This window comes from Pseudomonas sp. Irchel s3h9, assembly GCF_900187475.1.
Taxonomy (GTDB): Bacteria; Pseudomonadota; Gammaproteobacteria; order Pseudomonadales; family Pseudomonadaceae; genus Aquipseudomonas; species Aquipseudomonas neuropathica.
Map to the genome: position 1 here is coordinate 141,120 of NZ_FYDH01000010.1, position 21,500 is coordinate 162,619.

The following is a 21,500-nucleotide window of genomic DNA, read 5'->3' on the forward strand; positions in this document are numbered from 1 at the left end:
CATGTGTGGAATTGTCGGCGCAGTTGCTGAACGTAATATCACCGCCATCCTGCTCGAAGGCCTCAAGCGCCTTGAATACCGCGGCTACGACAGCGCCGGTGTCGCGGTCTTCACCAACGACGAAACCCTCGAGCGCATGCGTCGTCCGGGCAAGGTCAGCGAACTCGAAGCCGCATTGGCCGAGCATCCGTTGGTTGGCCGTCTCGGCATTGCTCACACCCGCTGGGCCACCCACGGCGCACCGTGCGAGCGTAACGCGCACCCGCATTTCTCCGGCGACATCGCGGTGGTGCACAACGGCATCATCGAAAACCACGAAGCCCTGCGTGAACAACTGAAAGCGCTGGGTTACGTGTTTACTTCGGATACCGACACCGAAGTTATCGCCCATCTGCTCAACCACAAGCTCAAGGACCAGCCAGACCTGAGCGTTGCGCTAAAAGCGACGGTCAAGGAATTGCACGGTGCTTACGGTCTGGCGGTGATCAATGCCAAACAGCCTGATCGTCTGGTCGCCGCGCGCAGTGGCAGCCCATTGGTGATCGGTCTGGGTCTGGGCGAGAATTTCCTCGCCTCTGACCAATTGGCCCTGCGTCAGGTCACCGACCGGTTCATGTATCTGGAAGAAGGCGATATCGCCGAAATTCGCCGCGATAACGTGCAGATCTGGGACATCAACGGCAATGCCGTCGAGCGCCAGACCGTGCAGTACAGCGATGGTGCTGAAGCTGCCGACAAAGGTGAATACCGCCACTACATGCTCAAGGAAATCCACGAGCAACCGGCCGTTGTACAACGCACCCTCGAAGGTCGCCTGAGCAACGATCAGGTGCTGGTGCAAGCGTTCGGCCCACAAGCGGCCGAACTGTTCGCCAAAGTCCGCAACGTGCAGATCGTCGCGTGCGGCACCAGTTATCACGCGGGTATGGTCGCGCGGTACTGGCTCGAAGAATTGGCCGGCATTCCGTGCCAGGTCGAAGTCGCCAGCGAATTCCGCTACCGCAAAGTGGTGGTGCAGCCGGACACCTTATTCGTGACCATCTCGCAGTCCGGCGAAACCGCCGACACCCTGGCGGCGCTGCGCAATGCCAAGGAACTGGGCTTCCTCGCCAGCCTGGCCATCTGCAACGTTGGCATCAGCTCGCTGGTGCGCGAATCCGACCTGACCCTGCTGACCCAGGCCGGCCGCGAAATCGGCGTCGCCTCGACTAAAGCCTTCACCACGCAACTGGTCGGCCTGTTGCTGCTGACTCTGTCGCTGGGTCAAGTACGCGGGACGTTAGCCGAGGGCGTTGAAGCGCGTCTGGTCGAGGAACTGCGTCGTCTGCCAACCCGTCTCGGTGAAGCATTGGCCATGGACAGCACCGTGGAAAAAATCGCCGAGCTGTTCGCCGAGAAGAACCACACGCTATTTCTCGGTCGTGGTGCGCAATTCCCGGTAGCAATGGAAGGCGCCTTGAAACTCAAGGAAATCTCCTACATCCACGCCGAAGCCTACCCGGCCGGCGAACTGAAACACGGCCCGCTGGCGCTTGTGGATAACGATATGCCGGTGGTTACCGTCGCGCCGAACAACGAACTGCTGGAAAAGCTCAAATCCAACCTGCAGGAAGTCCGTGCCCGTGGCGGTGAACTGATCGTATTCGCCGATGAGAAAGCCGGGATGACCAACGGCGAAGGCACCCACGTGGTGCAGATGCCGCACATCCACGACATCCTCTCGCCGATCCTCTACACGATTCCGCTGCAGTTGCTGTCGTACTACGTGGCGGTACTCAAGGGCACGGACGTCGATCAGCCGCGTAACCTGGCGAAGTCGGTGACGGTGGAATAAGTTATCCACAGCTGACCTACGCACAAAAAATCGCAGCTTCGGCTGCGATTTTTGTATCTGACTCGAGAGGCACCATGGACCGCTTCCAGGAAATGCACATCTTCACCACCGTCGCTCAAGAGCAAGGCTTCTCCTCTGCCGCGCGGCGTCTGGGTTTGTCAGCGGCCAGCGTCACGCGTGCGGTGGCGGCGCTGGAGTTGCGCATCGGCACGCAGTTGCTGATTCGTACTACGCGCAGTGTGCATTTGAGCGAAGCCGGGCAGCGTTATCTGGAGGATTGTCGGAGGATTCTCGCTGAGGTGCAGGAAGCCGAGGATTCGGCAGCGGGCAGTCATGCCGAGCCGCGTGGGCAACTGACGGTCACAGCGCCGGTGTTGTTCGGTGATTTGTTTGTGACGCCGCTGATGGCGCGTTATCTGGCGCAGTATCCGGATGTCACGATCAATGCGGTACTGGTCGATCGGATCGTCAACATGGTCGAGGAGGGCATCGATGTGGCGGTGCGCATCGGTGATCTGCCGGACAGCAGTCAGCATGCTGTTCGCGTGGGTGAGGTGCGTAGGGTCATTTGCGGCTCGCCGGACTACTTTGCCAAATATGGCCGACCGGCTCATCCCCACGCGTTGGCGGGCGCGCCAGTGGTGGCGACTTCAGCGATTGGCCAGCAACGCAGTTGGCCGTTTCTCGACGCGGGTGAACCGCTTAGCGTGCGTCCTGAGCCGCGTCTGATCGTGACCGCCAATCAGGCAGCGATTACCGCAGCCTGCATGGGGCTGGGCTTGACTCGGGTGCTGTCTTATCAAGTTGCCAGCAAAATCGCGACCGGTGAGCTGGAAATCGTCCTCGCTGAATTTGAACTGCCGACATTGCCGATCCATGTGGTGTATCAGGGAGGGCGCAAGGCGCCGGCGCGGATCCGCAGTTTTGTCGATTTCACCGCCAACGCTTTGCGCGAACATCCTGCTTTGAAAGGCGCTGCGTTATTGCACCCGATGAAATAATCGATTGCAGTTGCTGGTGATTCTGTTGTTTTCGCGATCAGCGCAAGATGGCCTCCATCGGCGCTCTCATCCTCGCAGCGGCGCCACTGTTCAGCGGAGTCGACCATGCAAGCGATCAAACTCTACAACTTTCCACGTTCCGGCCACGCCCACCGTGTCGAGCTGATGTTGTCCCTGTTGCAACTGCCGACCGAGCTGATCTTCGTCGATCTGGCCAAAGGTGAGCACAAGCAGCCGGCGTATCTGGCGATCAACAGTTTCGGCCAGGTGCCGGCCATCGATGACGACGGTGTGGTGCTGGCCGACTCCAACGCGATTCTGGTGTACCTGGCGCAGAAATACGGCAACGGCCGTTGGTTGCCAACGGATCCTGTCGGCGCCGCACGTGTGCAGCGCTGGTTGTCGGCCGCCGCCGGACCGATCGCTTTCGGGCCCGCTGCAGCGCGACTGGTCACGGTGTTTGGCGCACAACTGAATGCGGACGAGGCAATCACCCGGGCGCACAACCTGCTCAACGTGATGGACATCGAGTTGGGCAAAACCGCGTACCTGGCCGGCGACGAACCGACCATTGCCGACGTTTCTGCCTACAGTTACATCGCCCACGCACCGGAAGGCAACGTGTCACTGGACGATTACGGCAACGTCCGCGCCTGGCTGGCGCGGGTTGAAGCCTTGCCTGGTTTCGTCGGCATGCCGCGTACGGTTGCCGGTCTGCAAACCACTGCCTGATTTTCGCAATCGACACTGCGCCGACGGTGCAGGGGAGAGGTCGTGATGGAACGTTCACCGTGGCACGCTGGCGAACAGCAATTGCAGGCCCATGTCGGCGTTGCCGATCGTATGGAAGCCTTCGGGCGTAAGGTGATTCGCACCTGGATGCCGGATCAGCACCGTGAGTTCTATCAGCAACTGCCCTTCATGCTGTACGGCGCAGTCGATGCGCAGGGGATGCCGTGGGCCAGTGTGCTCGAAGGTGCGCCGGGGTTTGCCCGTTCGCCGGATCCCGAGCATTTGCATTTCGCCAGCCAGCCTGCTGCCGATGACCCGGCGCAACTGCGCAATGGCGAGCCGATCGGTTTACTCGGCATCGAATTGCATACCCGCCGGCGCAATCGCCTCAACGGCCATGTCGGCAATCTGAGCGCTGATGGTTTTGAAGTAAGCGTGGATCAGGCCTTCGGCAACTGCCCGCAATACATTCAACTGCGTCAGTTTCAGCGGGTGCCGCTGACGGATCCGCAGACACGCCCGGCTGAGCATCTACACGGCCTCGATGACGCGGCCGTTGCGCTGATCACTGGCGCCGATACGTTTTTTGTTGCCAGTTATGTGGATGTCGACGGCCAGCGTGCGGTGGATGTTTCCCACCGGGGTGGCCAGGCCGGTTTCGTCCGTGTGAAAGGCAATCGTCTTACCATCCCTGACTTTGCCGGCAATCTGCATTTCAACACCCTCGGCAATCTGCTGCTCAATCCCAAGGCCGGCTTGCTGTTCATCGACTTTTCCACAGGTGATCTGCTGCAACTCAGCGGGCGTACCGAGATCCTTCTCGATGACCCGCAGATCGAAGCCTTTCAAGGTGCGGAACGGCTGTGGACATTTGAGGTGGAAAAACTGGTGCGGCGTCCGGCCGCTCTGGCGTTACGCTGGCGCTTCGACGGCATGTCGCCGACCAGCCTGCTGACCGGCAATTGGGCCGAGGCGGACGCGCGTTTGCAGGCGCAGGCACTGGGTAATCAATGGCGGCCGTTGCGCGTGGCGAAGATCGAAGCAGAAAGTCGCAGCATCCGTTCAATCTATCTGGAGCCAACCGATGGCGCCGGGTTGCCAGTGTTTCTCGCGGGTCAGCATTTGCCAGTGCGTTTCACTATTGATGGCGAGGTGCATATCCGCACCTACAGTCTTTCGAGTGCGCCATCGGATGGTTTCTACCGGATCAGCGTGAAGCGCGAAGGGCTGATTTCCTCGCACCTGCATGAGCAGATTCGCGTTGGTGATGTGCTCGAGGCGCGGGCGCCGCAGGGGCATTTCACCGTGGCGCCGCTGGAACAGCGACCGTTGGTGCTGCTGGCTGCCGGGGTCGGCATCACGCCGTTGCTGTCGATGTTGCGCGAGGTTGTGTACCAGGGCTTGCGCACGCGGGGGATTCGTCCGACGTTGTTGCTGCAGAGTTCGCGCAGTCTGGCGGATCAGCCATTTCGAAAGGAGCTGGATCGTTTGCTCGAAACCGCAGGCGATTCTGTACGAGTGCTGCGTTTGCTCAGCCAGCCGGAAGCCGATCTGCAAGAGGGCGAGGATTTCGATGTGCATGGGCGCATCGACGGCGCGGTGCTGAGCAACCTGCTGGAGGCCGAGGATTTCGATCAGCTCGACTTTGTGCTCTGTGGCCCTGGTGGTTTTACCCAAGGGTTGTACGACACCCTGCGCGAACTGGATGTGCGCGACGCGCAGATTCACGCGGAAACCTTTGGCCCGTCGACGCTGAAACGTCAGGCCGATCCGGATGCGATTGTGATCGAGCAACCGCCCGCAGCAGCCACGTCGGTGCCGGTGGTGTTTGAGCGCTCGGCGAAAGAGGCACGTTGGCAACCCGATGGCGGCAGTTTGCTGGAGTTGGCGGAAAGCCGCGGATTGCGTCCGGAGTTCAGTTGCCGCGGTGGTTCGTGCGGTACCTGCAAGACCCGGCTGGTCAGTGGTGCGGTGAATTATCCACAGGTGCCGGCGGATATTCCGGAAGCGGGGCATGTGCTGATTTGCTGCGCAGTTCCGGCGCAAAGCAATCAGCCACTGGTACTGGATCTGTAGCTACTTTCCTGCGACGAATTTTTGCGGATTTCGAATCAGTCGTTTTCACCACTGACAGGCATCTGGAATCTGTCGCAGCAGTGGCATCAATTGCCGATAGCCTTGCAGGCAGCTTCCGCCAGCGTTGAATCCCGGCATCAGTCGGGGAGCGACGCTTTCGCCGACGGCTTCGCTGCGAGAGGAGTTGAGCAGTTCGTCTCCGTAATGGCCTATGCCCGTGCTCGGCGTCTTGTTGGCTTCGCACGAGCTCCCACGATATTTCGCACGCTGCGTTCGACCAGTTGCAGGCTGGCCTCACGCCAATTGATCCACTGCCAGTCGGCAATATTGCGGGCGGCGGGGAACTTCCCGCTGCGTTGGAAGCCATTGATCAGGTCGGCAAGGCTTTGCGGATCCTGCAAGTCGAAATACGCCATGAACTCGCCGGCAATTTCGCGGAACACTGCAATATCGCTGCCCATCGCCGGCAGGCCGCGTTGCATGGCTTCCACCAGCGGCAAACCAAAGCCTTCAACGAACGAGGGGAACACCAACGCGCTGGCGTGGGCGTAGGCATGTTCGAGGCTGGTGTCGCTGAGGTCGTTGAACATGAACAGGCGCCGGTTGAGCTCTGGATGATTGCTCACACGGGCAAGCAGGGCATCGCACTTCCAGCCGACCTGCCCGGCGATACACAACCGTGCCGTGGAACCGGCGGCCCAGGCGCGTTCTAAGGCGTCGAGCAGATACGCATGGTTCTTGCGCGGCTCAATGGTGCTCACCATCAGGAACACCGGATCGGTTGTCATAAACAACTTCTTCAGGCGCGGCTCGACGGTTCCTTCGGTGTTTCGCAGATCAAGTTCGGAGCCAAGGTGAAAAAAATCGAACCAACATTTGTCGGTCCGTTCGGTACCGATTCGGTACTTCAACTCCTCACGCAGTTGATCGCGTACCGTTGCGGAAATCGCCATGTAGCCATCGGCCGTGCGGGTGATCCAGTCGAACCACTCGCTGAAAACCCCAACCAGCCGGGATTCGTAAAACTGTGGATGAGTCAGCGGAATGAGGTCGTAGATCACCGCAATCACACCGACGCCGTCGCGTTTGATTCGCTCGACCTGGGCGAAAAAGTCCGAGTGCCAGGACGAGTCCAGCAACAGCAGTTGATCCCCCGGCTGGTGTTGGAGCGGGGTGCAACGTTTAAGCAATTGCGAGCGATTGATCCGTCGAATCAGGCGCAGTTGCAGGCCGAACGCGCCGAAGCTGGTCAGCCGGTAGCCGACATACAAAATCCGTCGCGTCAGTTTCGAGGTGCATTGTGCATCGCGCCGCTCATGCCATTGGCAGAGGCGATGGGCCAGGCGCTCCAGGCGTTCTCCGAAGTTTTCAAGTTTATTGAAGAATGGCGTATTGAGCGGTGCGAGTTGCAGCACGCGATAGAGTTGGCCATTGAGCAACACCACCGGCATGCATTCGATGCCTTCGGTGCTGGCGGGCAATTGATTAATGACGTTTCGCACTACACGCTGAATACCCGAGTTGACCATCGGGTGTTTAAACACATGGGTGCATTCCACTAGCAAGCGGTTCATGGTGTGCGCTCGAGCAGGCTGACTTCGGTATGCCGGTTGATCGTGGTCTGAGCATTGAGCCACGAGCAACCAACGAAATCTTCGCGTCGATTGTTGATGACATGAAACACCAGACCAAGATCCCGCCATTCGTAATTGCGGTCCAGGTGCGAGTCGAGCCGCGACAGGCTAAGGGCCACGGAGTAGTTGCCTTTGCCCAGCCCCATGACAAACGCGAAGCGATAGGTGATGCGCTCGCCGGCCCGCACGTTTTCCAGTGCCTGGTTCTGGCGATGGGTGTTGATGCCGTACATGGGCTGGCCGAGGCGATCCTTGATCATGAACCCCAGTACCAGACGTTCGAGGTCCTGACGCACTTCGACATCCACTGCCAGTACTACGGGTTGGCCGACTTCGGCGACTTCGATGGAACGGTCGGATTCATCCAGCAGGCGCACGCGCAGAATGCCGGCTTCACCGGTGCCCGACACAGTTTGTACCTGGCCGCCGCTGAGTATTTCCTGGCGAACGGTCTGGCCCTCACGTTCAGCGAGCAAGGCGTTGTAGTAATCCATCACTGCTTCGGGCGTGTCGTGCATGGCCATGCGGCCACCATCGAGCAGAATCGCCGAATCGCAGATCGATTGAATCGCCGAGCGGTCGTGGGACACGATCAGCAGGGTGGTGCCGGCCGCGCGGAAGCCGCGGATGCGTTCAAAACTCTTATGCTGGAAGTAGGCATCGCCCACGGACAACGCTTCGTCGACGATCAGAATATCGGGTCGGCGTGCGGTGGCGACGCTGAACGCCAGCCGCATCTGCATGCCACTGGAGTAGGTGCGCACTGGATGATCAATCGCCTCGCCGATTTCAGCGAAGCTCTCGATCTGTGGCATCAATGCGTTGATTTCCTCGAGATGCAAGCCGAGCAACTGCCCAGCCATCACAGCGTTTTGCCGGCCAGTAAAGTCTGGGTGAAATCCCATGCCCAGCTCAAGTAGTGCAGCCACCCGACCCGAAAGCTCAATGGTGCCGCAAGTCTGGCGATTGGTGCCGGTGATCATCTTCAGCAGCGTACTCTTGCCAGCGCCATTAACCCCGACGATGCCCACGGCTTGGCCGGCAGGAATCTCGAACGTGAGGTCCTTGAGTACCCAATGCTGGCGGTGATGAAGCGTTGAAAAAGGAGTCATCCATTCGGCCAGACGGCTCCAGCGACTGGGGTATTGCTTGAAGGCTTTACCTAGCCCGGTCACACGAATATGTCCCATCAGAGCTCATCCTCCATTGCACCGACCTGACGGCGAAACAGACACAGACCGATTGCGCAGAACGCGGCGCCAATCACGAAGGTCGGAAGCAGCGAACTCCAGATTGGCCATTGTCCGTACACGAACACATTCTGGTAGCTAGCCATCAGGCTGGTCAGAGGGTTGAATTGCAGCAGGCTCTGCAGCCGCTCCGGCAATATGGTGATGGGGTAAATGATCGGGGTCAGCCAGAACCAGAACTGGAGACAGATACCGAACAGTTGGCCGACATCGCGGAAGAATACGTTGAGTACGCCCAACATCATGCCGAGTCCTGCGCAGAGCATCATTTGCAGGGCAACCAGTGGTACCAGCGCCAGCAATGCCATACCCGGCCAGCGTCCGGTAATGAGCAGAAAACCCAGAAACAAGCCGATGATGATGGCGAAATTTATCGCCGCATTGAGTAGCACGATCACCGGCAAACAGACCTTCGGAAAACTGATCTTCTTCAGCAGATTCGCGTTGTCCAGAAACATGTTCTGGCTGCGCAGCGTGATTTCGGCAAACAGCCCCCACGCCAGTAGACCTGCGCATAGATAAATGCTGTAGGCCATGCTGTCGTCCACGCCCGGTAAGCGGGTGTGCATGATGTGGGAAAAGATCACGGTGTAGATGACGATCATCGACAGCGGATTGAAGATCGGCCACAGGGCGCCGAACAGTGAATTGCGATAACGCGCCTGGAACTCTCTCTGCACGCTGCCGAGGATGAAACCTCGGTAGTCATGCAGTGATCGATAAACGGAAAGCAGCATTTAAGTCGTCCTGCTGTATGGTTTTTTGAAGCGGACGACGTTGTCCTCTCCCCGGTATTCGCCGCCTCGTATTCCTATGCTCGATACACCGATCACATGGGAGTTTTCCTGGCGATGCTTGTGGCCGGCGGCGATGAAGGTCGATTTGGAATTGGCCAGATATGAGCCGTTCTGGACGCAGGCGTCAGCGGAACTGGCAGGCAGGAATGTGCCGGCACGGCCGCGCGTTTTGGGGCGCTGTAACAGGGTGAGCGTACCGAGCAGATTGATCTCGGGCGTACGTGCCGGATCGCGGAAGGCTTCGGAGGCGAGGGGCTGCCCGGCCAATTGAATGACTGCGTCAGGCAGTGGCGACCACAGATTGGTGTGGCTAAGCGAATGGATAAGTTCGCAGGTCGACGCGGCAGGCAGCAAATCCCACGACCAACCCGACGATGCCAGACGCGACCGGATATGTTGTCCAACGCATCCACTCGGATCCGTGACGAACAGACGCTTTTTCAAACAGCGACCCCTTGGTCTTGAACTTGCGCCTCCTTCCCACAGGCCTTGAGGAAAAGTCTGTCAGACCGAAAGAAAAACCGGGTGAAAGGCAGGCGAAGTCAGTTGTTGTAGTTGTTTGTGACCAATCTGTGCCAATTGCGCAGCAATTTCAACAGGGCAAACCGTGACCGGTCAGTTCTCGTCAGCGTAGTCGATTAATTCTCGCCGGGCGGTTCACGAACCCTTCGCGGATGTGTTTAGAATGCGCCTTGTCACGATTGGCCGGGCTCGTCGGCATCGTCGTGAAAAAAGGTGAAACTGACCACTAAAACAAGAACAAGACGGGACCGAAGACGGAGGACGGATATTGATCCGATCCAACGCTTTGCCGTCATAGTGTGAGGCTGCCGGGATGGCAGTTTCATTGTGGAATGCCATGAATTTCATTCTTTATTCGGACATCAACGACAGTTCAATCAGCCAGAATCTTGGGCATCCCGATGCCAGTCACTACTTTGTGCTGAAGGCCTATGTGCCGTTGCTCGAAACGCTCGGGCGAGTGCACGTGGTCAGTGCTGTGACAGAGGTAGATCCGCTCTACCGACAGTTGCTCGCCGCTGGCCAGGAGAGTGTTTTCCTCTCGTTCACCCGGGCGCAGAAAACCCTGACCGATCTCCAATGCCCGACCGTTTGTGTTGTGACGTGGGAGTACGACTCCATCCCCAACGAGCAGTGGGGCAACGATCCACGCCAGGACTGGACGCGCATGCTGGCCAAACATGGCCGCGTGATCACACTGTCCAGCTACACCGCCCGAGTGATCCAGCGCACCATGGGCGAAGACTTTCCGGTGTTGGTCTTGCCAGCCCCGCTGTGGGAGCACTTTGCAGCGATTCGTGAGCAACACGTTAGCGCGCCGGTCAATGCGGGTACGACATTGACGGTCAAAGGTTGCATCTTTGATTCTCGCCAAATGAACCTGCATCCGGATAATCTGCTGCCCGAGCCGCTGACCCCCGAAGAGCTGGCCGAAATCGAGGCACAGCTGGAGGCCTTGCGTCCACCACCGCTGACCTTGAAGCGGCGCTTTATCATTGCCCGACATTTCCTGCGGTTGTGGTTGCTGAATCTGGGCCACGAGCAGGAGCCGCCAGTGCCACGCGTGAGGTTTCTGCAGAACTGGTACTGGGAAGGGATTCGCGATCTGGTTCCAGAGACTTTGCATGACTGGCTCGGCAAACGTCTGCCAAACATCGCAGGCCCACAGCCTTTACCGGTAGCCGTCCAACCGCCACCGCGAGATATGCCGGACAGTTCATTAACGGTGCAAACCCGTGTGGACGGTGTGGTCTACGTGACGGTGTTCCGCCCCGATGACGGGCGCAAGAACTGGCTACAGATCCTGACGGCCTTTTGCGCGGCGTTTCGTGACACCCCCGACGCCACACTGGTGATGAAATTTACCCAGAGTGATCTGGCGGCGGTGTACGCACACTTGATGACACCGCTGGCGCAACTGGCACCATTCTCCTGCCGGGTCGTGATGATTCACGGCTATCTGGACGATGCCGAATACGCACGGCTTTACCAGTCCGCAAATTTTTACGTCAACGCTTCGCATTGCGAAGGCCTGTGCCTGCCGCTGATGGAGTTCATGGCGAGCGGCAAACCGGTGATCGCTCCCGATCACACGGCGATGCAGGATTATATCGATGAGTCTGTGGCGTTCGTGGTCGGCTCCAGCGTAGAGGCTTGCACCTGGCCCCATGACCCGCGAATGCTGTTTCGCGCACAACGGCATCGACCGGACTGGGGGTCATTGAAGAAGGCCTACGAAAACAGCTATCGGATGGCCAAGACACAACCCCAGGAGTATCAGCGCATGTCGCTGGCGGCGATCGAACGCATGCACGATTACTGCGCGCAACCGGCGTTGCAAAAGCGTGTCGCCGATTTTTTCGGGCTGGCATCACCGGTCGACAACGTTGCCCCGATTACGGATAACGCCTCATGCTGATCATCATCCATTCGGAAACCAACCAGCACACCATCAGCCGTAACCTCGGGCGTTCGGAGTACAGCTATTACTTCGTTCTCAAGGAGTATCGGCCGGTCCTGGAGCGACTCGGGCGGGTGATCGAGGTCATGGACCCGAACACTGAAGTCGATGCGTTGTACGCCGACTGCCAGTCCCGTGACGAGCCGTGTGTATTTCTCTCGTTCTCGCCACCGCACCGCACTCCGGTGCATCTGGCCTGCCCGACGTTGCCTGTCTTTGCCTGGGAATTCAGCACCATCCCCAACGAGCCATTTGCCGGCGATCCGTTGAACGACTGGCGCACTGCACTCAAGGCCTGCGGTGCCGCGATCACCCATTCCAGTTACACGGTCGATGCGGTGCGCGAAGCGATGAGCATCGGTTACCCGATTGTTGCCGTACCCGCCCCGGTCTGGGATCGATTCGCCGCGCGTGGCGTTCAGTTGCAGGGGCAACCTGTGGTCGATTCGGTACGTTTGACGATCAAAGGGCTGGTGGTCGACAGCCGTGAGGTCGATCTGGATGCCTTTGGTCCGGTTCATCTGCGCAGTGGCCCGGGTATCGACTTCCTCGCACCGGTCACCGAGCAGACGTTGTTGCTCGAAGGCGTGGTCTACACCTCGGTGTTCAATCCGCGCGACGGCCGCAAGAACTGGGAGGACATGATCAGTGCCTTCTGTGCGACTTTTCGCGAGAACGATGACGCAACGCTGGTGCTCAAACTCACTCACCACGATGCCGAAGAGGCGCTCACCGATATCCTTCATCACCTCTACAAAAACCAGCCTTATCGCTGCCGTATCGTGCTGGTCTATGGCTATCTGGCGGACGCGGATTACGAACGGCTGGTGCAGGCGACCCGTTACGTCGTCAATACGTCCTACGGCGAAGGCCAGTGCCTGCCGCTGATGGAGTTCATGTCTTGCGGCAAACCGGCCGTGGCGCCGTGCACGACGGCGATGATCGACTATCTCAATATCGATAACGCGTTTCTGATCGAGGCGACCGAGGAGTTTACGGCCTGGCCGCACGATCCGCGCTCGGCCTACCGGACCCTGCGCTACGCGGCCAATTGGGCGTCGATTTGCGCGGCCTACCGAGCCAGCTACGCGGTGGCCAAAAACGATCCGCAGCGTTACGCGCACCTTTCGGCGCAAGCCGTGGAGAGTCTGCGAGGGTTTTGCAGTCAGGCTGTGGCTGAACAGCGCTTGCAGGCATTTTTTGCGCAACTGTTCGAGCGCCGCGCTGAACTTGCCATGGAGGCTGCCGGAGCATGATACGTCGATTGTTCCAGCGATTTTTAGCCGAGCCGCAAGCGCCGCAAGCCGTTGAACCCGTCGACGAACCCGTGGTTGATCCGACACCTGAATCCGAACCGGAGCCCTTGTTCACCTGGTCGCCGCGCGACGTCGGTTTGCGTGATGCGGTTCTGGACGGCTGGTTTCTCAATGACAGCGGCGAATTGCTCAAGGGCTTCGCCATAACGCCTGAAGACACCTTGCTTGATGTCGGTTGTGGCGAGGGTGCCGCGACTTTGTTTGCGGTACGTCAGGGCGCATCGGTGATCTTCACCGACAGTGAGCACGACAAAGTGAGCGAGCTGGCGCGTCAGGTTGAAGCTAAGAGTTCCAGGCCGAGTCTGGGGCTGGTCAGCAACAGCTTGCCCTTGCCTCTGGCGGACGGTTGCGCGAGCCGAGTGGTGTGTATGGAGGTGTTGGAGCACGTCGACGAGCCTGAGTCGTTCATGGCCGAACTGGCGCGTATGGGGCGGCCCGGTGCGTTGTATCTGCTCAGTGTGCCGGCACCGGTTGGCGAGCATTTGCAGAAAGGCATCGCCCCTGCGAGTTATTACCAGTCTCCCAATCATGTACAGATTTTCACCCCGGAGCGCTTCGAGGCGATGGTCGAGGATGCCGGGTTGGTCATCGAACATCGGCAAGCCACCGGGTTCTTCTGGGTGATGGGGATGATTTTCTTCTGGGCCAGCGAAAAGGCTGCCGGCAAGGATCCGGGCGGTGCGGTGCGCGATCGCATTCAGGCACCGTTCCCGCATTTGATGGGCGGGTGGGCGAGAACCTGGGAAGAGATGCTCGACCGGCCCGACGGGCTTGCGATCAAACAGATCCTCGACCAGTTCATGCCCAAGAGCCAGGTGATCATTGCCCGTAAACCACTGGATGCGGGGAGACCGGATGATCAGTAAACGCATCATGGATATCGAGGTGCTGCGCGCCATTGCAGTGCTCGGGGTGCTGTTTCATCACCTGTCCGGCAATCTGTTCCAGGATCCTGTGCCGCTGCTCGAATCCATTCACGCCTGGGCGCAGCCGTGGTGGGGGGTCGATCTTTTTTTCGCGATTTCCGGATTTGTCATCGCCCGTAGTCTGATTCCTGCGCTGCGCGGTTGCAGCAACCGTCAGGAGTGCTGGGAGCAAACGCGTAACTTCTGGTTGCGTCGAGTCTTTCGCCTGTTGCCATCGGCCTGGTTATGGCTGGCACTGGTGTTATTGCTGTGCATGTTTTTCAACCGCTCCGGGGCATTCGGAACGGTACAGGCCAACCTGCAGGCCACGCTCGCGGGGGTATTGCAGTACGCCAATTTCCGCTTTGCCGACGCCTTCTTTCGTTATGAGTACGGCAGCAGTTTCGTCTACTGGAGTCTGGCGCTGGAGGAACAGTTCTACCTGCTGTTTCCGCTGCTGATTCTGCTCTGTCGCAAACACCTGGTGTGGGTATTGCTGGCGCTGGTGGCCGTGCAACTGTTGCTGGTGCGTACGCCGTTGCTGATGGTCGTGCGAACCGACGCGCTTGCCCTTGGCGTGTTATTGGCAATGTGGAGTGTTCAACCGAGCTATCAACGCTTTCAACCGACTTTTCTGCGGCGTCCCTGGGTCGGGACTTCAGCACTGATCGTCATCGGATTACTGATGAGTTACCTGGCCACCGACCCTTTTTCTGCCAGTCACTATCGCATCGGCGCTATCGCGATACTCAGTGCCTTGTTGGTGTGGATCGCCTCCTACAACCGGGATTATCTGTTGCCGGCCGGACGCTTGCAGCGGTTGATGGCGTGGGTGGGCAGTCGTTCCTACGGCATCTACCTGATCCACATTCCGGCGTACTTCCTGGTGCGCGAAGTGATTTTCCGTTTGCAGGGAGCAGGACTGCCGAGCCCGGCGGGACACCCGATCGTTACCTTGCTGTTGGCATTCGGTCTGATCGTATTGCTCAGCGAACTGAATTATCGCTTCATCGAAATGCCGATGCGCGACCGTGGCACCGCACTGGTGAAACGCCTCGCAACGTCCCGAGCGAAGGTAGCGCCTTCTGAAGTGACCTCTGGATCGACGTGTGGGAGCGAGCCTCCTCGCGAAGAGGCCGGGTCAGTCACACAGCTTTCGGCTAATACACCGCCTTCGCGATCAGGCTCGCCCCCACGCGGATTTGTGTAACCTTGCAGCCTTGTGGTGTCAGGGATCTGGAAGGTATGCGGTTTATCGTCGGTCTGTTTGCTTTGATCGTGCTGTCTGCTTGCAAGCAGCAGGACGCGCCATCCCTCGACCAACACCTCTATATCTGGCAACGTCAGTGGACTCCGGCCCACACGGCAGCGCTACATGACAGCCGCGATGACTTCTCGACGCTGCGGGTGCTGGCGCTGCAGGCCTTTCCGAACGCGGGATGGAGTCGGGCGCGGATCGATGCGCACTTATTGAAAGCCGATGGTCGTCCGTTGATTGCGGTGATTCGTCTCGACGGCCAACTCAAGTCGCTGGATCAGGATCAGGTCACCGCGCAGATTCTGCAGGTGCTCGCCGATTGGCAAACACAAGGCCTGACATTGAACGGTGTCGAAATCGATCACGACGCGGGCAATGCGCGGTTACCGGCGTATGCTGAATTTCTCAGACATCTGCGCTCGGCCTTACCGACGAATCTGCCCTTGAGCATCACGGCACTACCGGCCTGGCTCGGCAGTGTGCAATTGCCCGAACTTCTGCAAACCGTCGACAGCAGCGTGCTGCAAGTGCATGCCGTCAGCGATCCACGCCGGGGTTTGTTCGATCCTGATCAGGCGTTGAAATGGGCCAAGGCCTGGGCGCGCATCACCGAAAAACCGTTCTATCTCGCGCTGCCGGCTTACGGCGTGGCGCTGCTGCCGGATGACGGCGGGGCGCCGGTGGTGGAGAGCGAGGTGCAACTTGAACGGGATGGTGAGCGCCGCGAGTTGCTGGCTGATCCGCTGCAATTGAGCCAACTCGGCAAGGCCTTGCGCGAAGACCCGCCGGCGCATCTGGCCGGATTGATCTGGTTTCGCCTGCCGCTGGCTAATGACCGCCGCGCATGGAGCCTGACCACCCTGCGCGCGGTGGCCCGGGGTGATCAACTCGTCAGCCAGCTCGGCGTGACGTTCAGCGAACACGACGGTCTCTACGACATCAAACTCGAAAACCCCGGTAACCTCGACAGTGCCTGGCCTGCGCAAATCACCTTGAAGGCGCAAAGCTGTGAAGGCGCCGATGCGCTCGCCGGTTACTCGTTGCAACAAGGCCCGGATCTGCTTACCTTCACCCGCCTGCGCGACGGCCGTTTGCCGGCGGGTGGGCAACGCGCCATCGGTTGGGCGCGTTGCGCCAATATTGATCAAGGAGGTTCGCATGTTGACCCGTAACTGGCCCCGCCATCTGCTCTGCCTGAGCCTCTGCCTGCCGCTGGGTTCGGCGCTGGCCTGCGGACCGGATTTCCCCATGCGCCTGCTCGACAATCGCGGGCAAACCCTCGCGGATCTGCCTGAGGGCAACTTCAACTTCGAACTCAGTCGTCTCGGCAAAGCCATCGCCGGGCTGAAGAATGTCACCGCGGCAACGCACAATCCGAACGATATGTACGGCGAGGAAAACGCGGCCGCCGAGGCACGGGAGAAGGCCGAGCAGGCCGGACTGAGCGCCGAGCAGCAAGCGTTGGTCAAACAACTGCGTGGCCTGACCGATGCGCGTCAGGTCGAGGTGCTGGGCGCCAGTCTGCCGACGGAAATCCGTTTGTACGTGGCCGGTGCAGTGGCGTTTGCCACAGGCGATCATCAACTCGCCGTCGAGTATTTCAACAAGCTGCTGGCGCTGCCGGCAGATCAGCGTCCGTTGCGCAGCACGTGGGCGGCGTATTCGATGGGCCGTACCTGGTTTGCGATGAGCAGCGAAGGAGGGGATGCGGTCGAGGCGCTGGAACAATCGCGTGATGCGTTCCGCCAGGCCCGGCAACTGAGCATCGACGGTTTCAGCGATCCGCTGGAGTTGGGTGTTGCCAGCCTCGGTGAAGAGGCGCGGGTGTTGCGCTCGGCAGGCGACTGGAGCGGCGCCATCGAATTGTATGAAGCACAGAATCTGCACGGTTCGGCCGTGGGTTACACCTCGCTCAAGCAATTGATGAATGAACTGGCGGAGTTGCCCGAGGCCGAACTGGCCGAGCTGCTGCAACACAAAACCGTGCAGCAACTGGTCACGGCATCGCTGGTCAGCCGCCAAGGCTGGTCGTTTGGCGATGAGCCGCCGAACGAGAAGAAACTGGTCAAGCTGCTGCAAAACAGCACCCGTGGCAGCCTCGACAACGCTGATCGTCTGGCGGCAATGAGTTATCAACAGGGTGATTACGCTGGGGCCAAGGCTTTTCTCGAGAACGCCGGCGACGACGGATTGGCGTGGTGGCTACGGGCGAAACTGGCGGTGCGTGACGGCGATAAAAATGCCGCGGCCGCCGCCTATTCGAAAGCCGCGCAGGCCTTCCCGCAGAGCGAAGACTGGGGTTACCGGCGCACCCCGGACTGGGCGTATGAAGCCGTTCAGCCGAAGTGCCGGGTCGAGGGCGAAAGCGCGATTCTCGCCTTGCAGCGCGGCGAATACCTGCAAGCCTTCGTGCAGTTGTATCGCAGCAACAGCACCTATTGGTTCGACGCTGCGACCGTGGCCGAACGCGTGCTGACGGTCGAAGAACTGAAAAAATACGTCGACGACAACGTCCCGGCGCCGCCGGCGTTGACCCAGCAGGAGCGTGACAACTACGTGCCGCTGCCGGTCGCCGCCAGCCTGCGCAATCTGCTTGGTCGACGCTTGTTGCGCGAAGGGCATTACGCCGACGCGGTGGCTTATTTCGACAATCCCGACCTGCAAAACAAGGCCCGACTCTACGGCGAACAACGGCTGAAGGCCGATGCCGCGTGGTGGCCGACCAAACGCGCCAGTGCGCTGTACAACGCCGCGTGGACGGCGCGTGAGTGGGGCATGGATATTCTCGGTTACGAGATGGCGCCGGACTACGCCACGTTCGGTGGCAACTACAGCCTGGAAAGCGCTGAGCTGAAAGTCGGCCCGCTGGTCAGCGAAGCCGAAGTGCAACGTCAGGTCGCCAGCGAAGCGAAACCGGATCAGCGCTATCACTACCGTTTCGTCGCCACCGCGCTGGCCGGGCGCGCCGCTGACAACCTGCCGCACACCAGTCAGGCGTTTGCCGCAGTGCTGTGCAACGCCGCTGGCTGGAACAGTAGCCTGGAAGATCAGAGCGCGCTGTATCAGCGTTACATCAAGGAAGGTCCGTTTGTGCCGTGGGCGGTGGATTTCGGCAATCAGTGCCCGTACCCGGATTTCGAAAACGCCGACAAGCGTTATGTCACTCAGGTAACCGATGCTGTGCGCTCGTCGCTGCGGCCGTACAAATGGCCGGTGCAGATCGGCGCGATTGTGCTGGTCACGGGTGCTGCGTTGCTGTTGATCAGCCGTCGCCAGCGCAAGGTCCGCAAAGGCTAAGCCTGCTGGATGAACGTCAGGCGCACGGCGAAACCGATCAACAGGCTGCCGAACAGCCATTGTTGTACGCGTTGGGCCGTTGGACTGTGTTGCAGCCAACGACCCAGCGCGGCGCCGGTCAGCGCGTAAGCGCTGTCGAACAGCAGGCCGACGCCGACCAGCAGCACGCCGAGCACGGCGAATTGGCTCAGTACTGGTGCGCCGTCATTGACGATGAATTGCGGCAGCAACACCGAACAGAACAGCAGCGCTTTTGGATTGAGCAGGTTGGTCAGCAAACCGCGTCGGACGGCTTCGCGCCATTGCCCGTGTGCGTCGTCAGCTTCACCGGTATTCAGGTTCGGCAGCAGGGTGCTGCGCAGGCATTGAATGCCGATCCACAGCAGATACGCCGCCCCCGCCAATCGCACCACCTCGAACGTCCACGGCGCCGCTTTGAACAACGCCGCCAGCCCCAACGCCGCCAGGGCCACGTGACAACCACGGGCGATGCCCAGACCGACAGCGGTGGCCAGCGCCGCGCCGCGTCCCTGCCGAGCGCCGGTTTGCAGCAGCAGGATCATGTCCGGGCCGGGCAACAGATAGACCACCGCCAATGCCAGGAAGAACAGCCAGAGACTCGCCATGTTGCAGCCCTTTCGTTGTCGATTCGGTGCGCCAAGTCTAGGCCCGAAAGGTGAGGCAGGTGCTTGCGTAGTCCGCTTCAAAAGCCTGCTGCTTTGGCATAACCTGCTGGTTTTCAACGACCCGACTATCAGGATCTGCCAATCATGAAACTCGACGCCTTTGATCGCAAGATTCTCACGGCCCTGCAACGCAATGGACGCCTGAGCAATGTCGAGCTGGCGGACGAAATCGGCTTGTCGGCCTCACCGTGTCTGCGCCGGGTGCGGATGCTCGAGGAGGCCGGGGTGATTCGCGGTTATCAGGCCAATCTCGATCGCGATGAAGTCGGGCTGGGACTGACGGTGTTTGTCGGGGTCAAGGTCGAGCGCCACAACGATGAACAGGCCGAGGCGTTTTACACCGCAGTGACGGCATTGCCGGAGGTGATTTCAGCATTTCTGGTGTCTGGGGAATCGGACTTTTTGCTGCAAGTGGTGGTGCCGGATTTGCGTGCGTATGACCGTTTTCTCAGCGGCTGCCTGTTGAAACTGCCGGGGGTGAGTGACATCCGCAGCAACTTTGCGATTCACACGGTGAAGACGCCGGGGGCGTTGCCGCTGGGGCATCTTCCGGCTTGAGACCGAGTTGTCCCCATTCGCGAGCAGGCTTACTCCTACAGTTGATCGCGGTGCTTCTGAACAAACGCGATCAACTGTTAGGAGTGAGCCTGCTCGCGATAGCAGACGCCCAGTCACCAGATAATTTTTTGCTTACATCTGCGTCGCCATCCCCTCTACATTCATCGCCGCCTGGCGCAACGCTTCCGATCGCGTTGGATGTGGATGGCAAGTCAGTGCGATGTCCTCAGCCGAAGCACTGAACTCCATCGCCACGCAAAACTCGCCAATCATTTCACTCACGCTCGGACCGACCAGGTGTACGCCGAGGACTTCATCAGTGCGCTCGTCGGCGATGACTTTGGCAAACCCCTCGGTCTCGTGGTTGATCTTCGCCCGGCTGTTGGCGGTGAACGGGAATTTGCCGACCTTGTAGGCGCGTCCTTCAGCCTTGAGCTGTTCTTCGGTTTTGCCGACGCTGGCCAGTTCCGGTTTGGTGTAGATCACGTTGGGGATCAGGTCGTAATTGACCTCGCCGGCCTTGCCATGGATCTGCTCGACGCAGACCATCGCTTCGTCTTCAGCCTTGTGCGCGAGCATCGGCCCGGAGGTCACATCGCCGATCACCCAGACCCCTGCCGCTTCGGTGCGATGCTGTTTGTTGGCGAGCATGCCGCGCTTGTCGGTGCTCAGGCCGACGTTCTCCAGACCGAGGCCCTGGGTGTACGGGCGACGACCGATGGCCACCAGCACGTAATCGGCTTCCAGCAACTCGGCAGTGCCGCCAGCGGCCGGCTCGACGCTGAGTTGCACACCGTTGGCGGAAGCGGTGGCGCTGGTGACTTTCGAACTCAACTTGAACGCGATGCCCTGTTTGCTCAGCGAGCGTTGCAGGGTTTTGCCGGCCTCGCCATCGACGCCCGGGCAGATGCGGTCGAGGTATTCGACCACGGTGACCTGCGCGCCGAGCCGCCGCCATACCGAGCCCAACTCCAGACCGATCACACCGGCACCGATCACCACCAGGTGTTTGGGCACTTCACTCAGGGAAAGCGCACCGGTCGAATCAAGGATACGTTTGTTGTCGATCTCGACACCGGGCAGGGGAGTGGGCTCGGAACCGGTGGCGATGATGATGTCCTTGGCGGTCAGTTCGACTTTGCCGCCATGATCGTCGGTCACCGTGACCTTGCCGGGGCCGTCGATGTGGCCCCAGCCCTTGATCCAGTCGACCTTGTTCTTGCGAAACAGAAATTCGATGCCTTTGGTCAGGCCAGCCACGCTTTCGTCTTTCTGTTTCATCATTTGCACAAGATTTAGCGTCGGTTTGACCTCGATGCCGAGGTTGGCGAATTCCGCACCCATCGCCGCATCGTAAAGCTCTGATGCATGCAGCAAGGCTTTGGACGGCATGCAACCAACGTTCAGGCAGGTGCCGCCGAGGGTTGCCCGGCCTTCGACGCAAGCGGCCTTGAGGCCCAACTGGCCGGCGCGGATCGCCGCGTTATAACCACCCGGGCCGCCGCCCAGAATCACTACGTCATAGTTGCTCATGTGCTTGCTCCTGATGGATGGATGCAGATCGCTAACGGTAGTTTCGGATAAAAATTACGAACGTAATATGTGCGTTTGCGGACATTTCGGTCAAGGCTTCAGCCAAGCGACAGGTTGGGCATCTTTGAATAAGCGTAATTG

At 59.7% G+C, this 21,500-nt stretch carries 16 protein-coding genes and 2 pseudogenes; 11 read left to right on the forward strand and 7 right to left on the reverse strand.

The genetic code is table 11. The features are described from left to right. Position 1: 1 nt before the first annotated feature. The 4 genes from glmS (at position 2) to CKW26_RS18160 (ending at position 5,643) form a co-directional block, all read left to right on the forward strand. Positions 2-1,834 (forward strand): glutamine--fructose-6-phosphate transaminase (isomerizing), encoded by a 1,833-nt coding sequence (glmS, locus tag CKW26_RS18145; RefSeq protein ID WP_095049585.1) that lies wholly within the window; start codon positions 2-4, stop codon positions 1,832-1,834. A gap of 74 nt (positions 1,835-1,908) precedes the next feature. Beyond that, on the forward strand, positions 1,909-2,835 hold the full coding sequence (locus CKW26_RS18150) for a LysR family transcriptional regulator (protein WP_093429557.1): 927 nt from the start codon (positions 1,909-1,911) through the stop codon (positions 2,833-2,835). A 105-nt stretch (positions 2,836-2,940) separates the two neighbouring features. Next, positions 2,941-3,567 carry a glutathione S-transferase family protein gene (locus CKW26_RS18155; protein ID WP_095049586.1) on the forward strand — a complete coding sequence of 209 codons (627 nt, stop codon included), beginning with the start codon at positions 2,941-2,943 and terminating at the stop codon, positions 3,565-3,567. Between the two features lie 45 nt (positions 3,568-3,612). Further along, the gene (locus tag CKW26_RS18160; RefSeq protein WP_095049587.1) at positions 3,613-5,643 is read left to right on the forward strand and encodes a pyridoxamine 5'-phosphate oxidase family protein; all 2,031 of its coding nucleotides are present in this window, start codon (positions 3,613-3,615) and stop codon (positions 5,641-5,643) included. 209 nt (positions 5,644-5,852) lie between these two features. Here the strand turns inward: CKW26_RS18160 and CKW26_RS18165 are convergent, their stop codons facing one another. The 5 genes and pseudogenes from CKW26_RS18165 to CKW26_RS30530 all read right to left on the reverse strand — a co-directional run. Then, positions 5,853-7,217 (reverse strand): glycosyltransferase family 1 protein, encoded by a 1,365-nt coding sequence (locus CKW26_RS18165; RefSeq protein ID WP_095049588.1) that lies wholly within the window; start codon positions 7,215-7,217, stop codon positions 5,853-5,855. Next, the gene (locus CKW26_RS18170; RefSeq protein ID WP_095049589.1) at positions 7,214-8,467 is read right to left on the reverse strand and encodes an ABC transporter ATP-binding protein; all 1,254 of its coding nucleotides are present in this window, start codon (positions 8,465-8,467) and stop codon (positions 7,214-7,216) included. Before CKW26_RS18170 ends, CKW26_RS18165 begins: the two co-directional genes overlap by 4 nt. Further along, the gene (locus tag CKW26_RS18175; RefSeq protein ID WP_095049590.1) at positions 8,467-9,264 is read right to left on the reverse strand and encodes an ABC transporter permease; all 798 of its coding nucleotides are present in this window, start codon (positions 9,262-9,264) and stop codon (positions 8,467-8,469) included. The genes CKW26_RS18170 and CKW26_RS18175 overlap by 1 nt, the downstream gene beginning before the upstream one ends. Then, positions 9,265-9,468 carry a hypothetical protein gene (locus CKW26_RS30525; protein ID WP_371917968.1) on the reverse strand — a complete coding sequence of 68 codons (204 nt, stop codon included), beginning with the start codon at positions 9,466-9,468 and terminating at the stop codon, positions 9,265-9,267. Beyond that, positions 9,448-9,768 (reverse strand): annotated as a pseudogene (locus tag CKW26_RS30530) (NAD-dependent epimerase/dehydratase family protein); the annotation flags it as partial. The pseudogene CKW26_RS30530 and the gene CKW26_RS30525, both read right to left, overlap by 21 nt. 415 nt (positions 9,769-10,183) lie before the next feature. On the opposite strand from CKW26_RS30530, the gene CKW26_RS18185 reads away from it, so the two are divergent. The 6 genes and pseudogenes from CKW26_RS18185 to CKW26_RS18210 all read left to right on the forward strand — a co-directional run bounded on the left by CKW26_RS18185 (position 10,184) and on the right by CKW26_RS18210 (position 18,582). Continuing rightward, a complete protein-coding gene (locus CKW26_RS18185; protein WP_256579907.1) occupies positions 10,184-11,764 on the forward strand; it encodes a glycosyltransferase in 1,581 nt (526 codons plus the stop codon). Continuing rightward, positions 11,758-13,062 carry a glycosyltransferase gene (locus CKW26_RS18190; RefSeq protein ID WP_095049593.1) on the forward strand — a complete coding sequence of 435 codons (1,305 nt, stop codon included), beginning with the start codon at positions 11,758-11,760 and terminating at the stop codon, positions 13,060-13,062. Before CKW26_RS18185 ends, CKW26_RS18190 begins: the two co-directional genes overlap by 7 nt. Beyond that, positions 13,059-13,988 carry a class I SAM-dependent methyltransferase gene (locus CKW26_RS18195; RefSeq protein WP_095049594.1) on the forward strand — a complete coding sequence of 310 codons (930 nt, stop codon included), beginning with the start codon at positions 13,059-13,061 and terminating at the stop codon, positions 13,986-13,988. The genes CKW26_RS18190 and CKW26_RS18195 overlap by 4 nt, the downstream gene beginning before the upstream one ends. Continuing rightward, positions 13,978-15,126, forward strand: a pseudogene (locus tag CKW26_RS18200) (acyltransferase family protein); the annotation flags it as partial. The gene CKW26_RS18195 and the pseudogene CKW26_RS18200, both read left to right, overlap by 11 nt. Positions 15,127-15,272: 146 nt before the next feature. After that, on the forward strand, positions 15,273-16,457 hold the full coding sequence (locus tag CKW26_RS18205; RefSeq protein ID WP_095049596.1) for a DUF3142 domain-containing protein: 1,185 nt from the start codon (positions 15,273-15,275) through the stop codon (positions 16,455-16,457). Continuing rightward, positions 16,444-18,582 carry a hypothetical protein gene (locus tag CKW26_RS18210; RefSeq protein WP_095049597.1) on the forward strand — a complete coding sequence of 713 codons (2,139 nt, stop codon included), beginning with the start codon at positions 16,444-16,446 and terminating at the stop codon, positions 18,580-18,582. The genes CKW26_RS18205 and CKW26_RS18210 overlap by 14 nt, the downstream gene beginning before the upstream one ends. Here the strand turns inward: CKW26_RS18210 and CKW26_RS18215 are convergent. Next, complete coding sequence (locus CKW26_RS18215) at positions 18,579-19,208, reverse strand: LysE family translocator (RefSeq protein WP_095049598.1); 630 nt, start codon at positions 19,206-19,208, stop codon at positions 18,579-18,581. The two genes, CKW26_RS18210 and CKW26_RS18215, sit on opposite strands and share 4 nt — an antisense overlap. Before the next feature lie 144 nt (positions 19,209-19,352). On the opposite strand from CKW26_RS18215, the gene CKW26_RS18220 reads away from it, so the two are divergent. Then, positions 19,353-19,826: an Lrp/AsnC family transcriptional regulator gene (locus tag CKW26_RS18220; protein ID WP_095049599.1), complete on the forward strand. Its 474-nt coding sequence runs from the start codon at positions 19,353-19,355 to the stop codon at positions 19,824-19,826. A gap of 132 nt (positions 19,827-19,958) precedes the next feature. Here the strand turns inward: CKW26_RS18220 and lpdA are convergent, their stop codons facing one another. Beyond that, the gene (lpdA, locus tag CKW26_RS18225; RefSeq protein ID WP_095049600.1) at positions 19,959-21,359 is read right to left on the reverse strand and encodes a dihydrolipoyl dehydrogenase; all 1,401 of its coding nucleotides are present in this window, start codon (positions 21,357-21,359) and stop codon (positions 19,959-19,961) included. Positions 21,360-21,500: the final 141 nt, after the last annotated feature.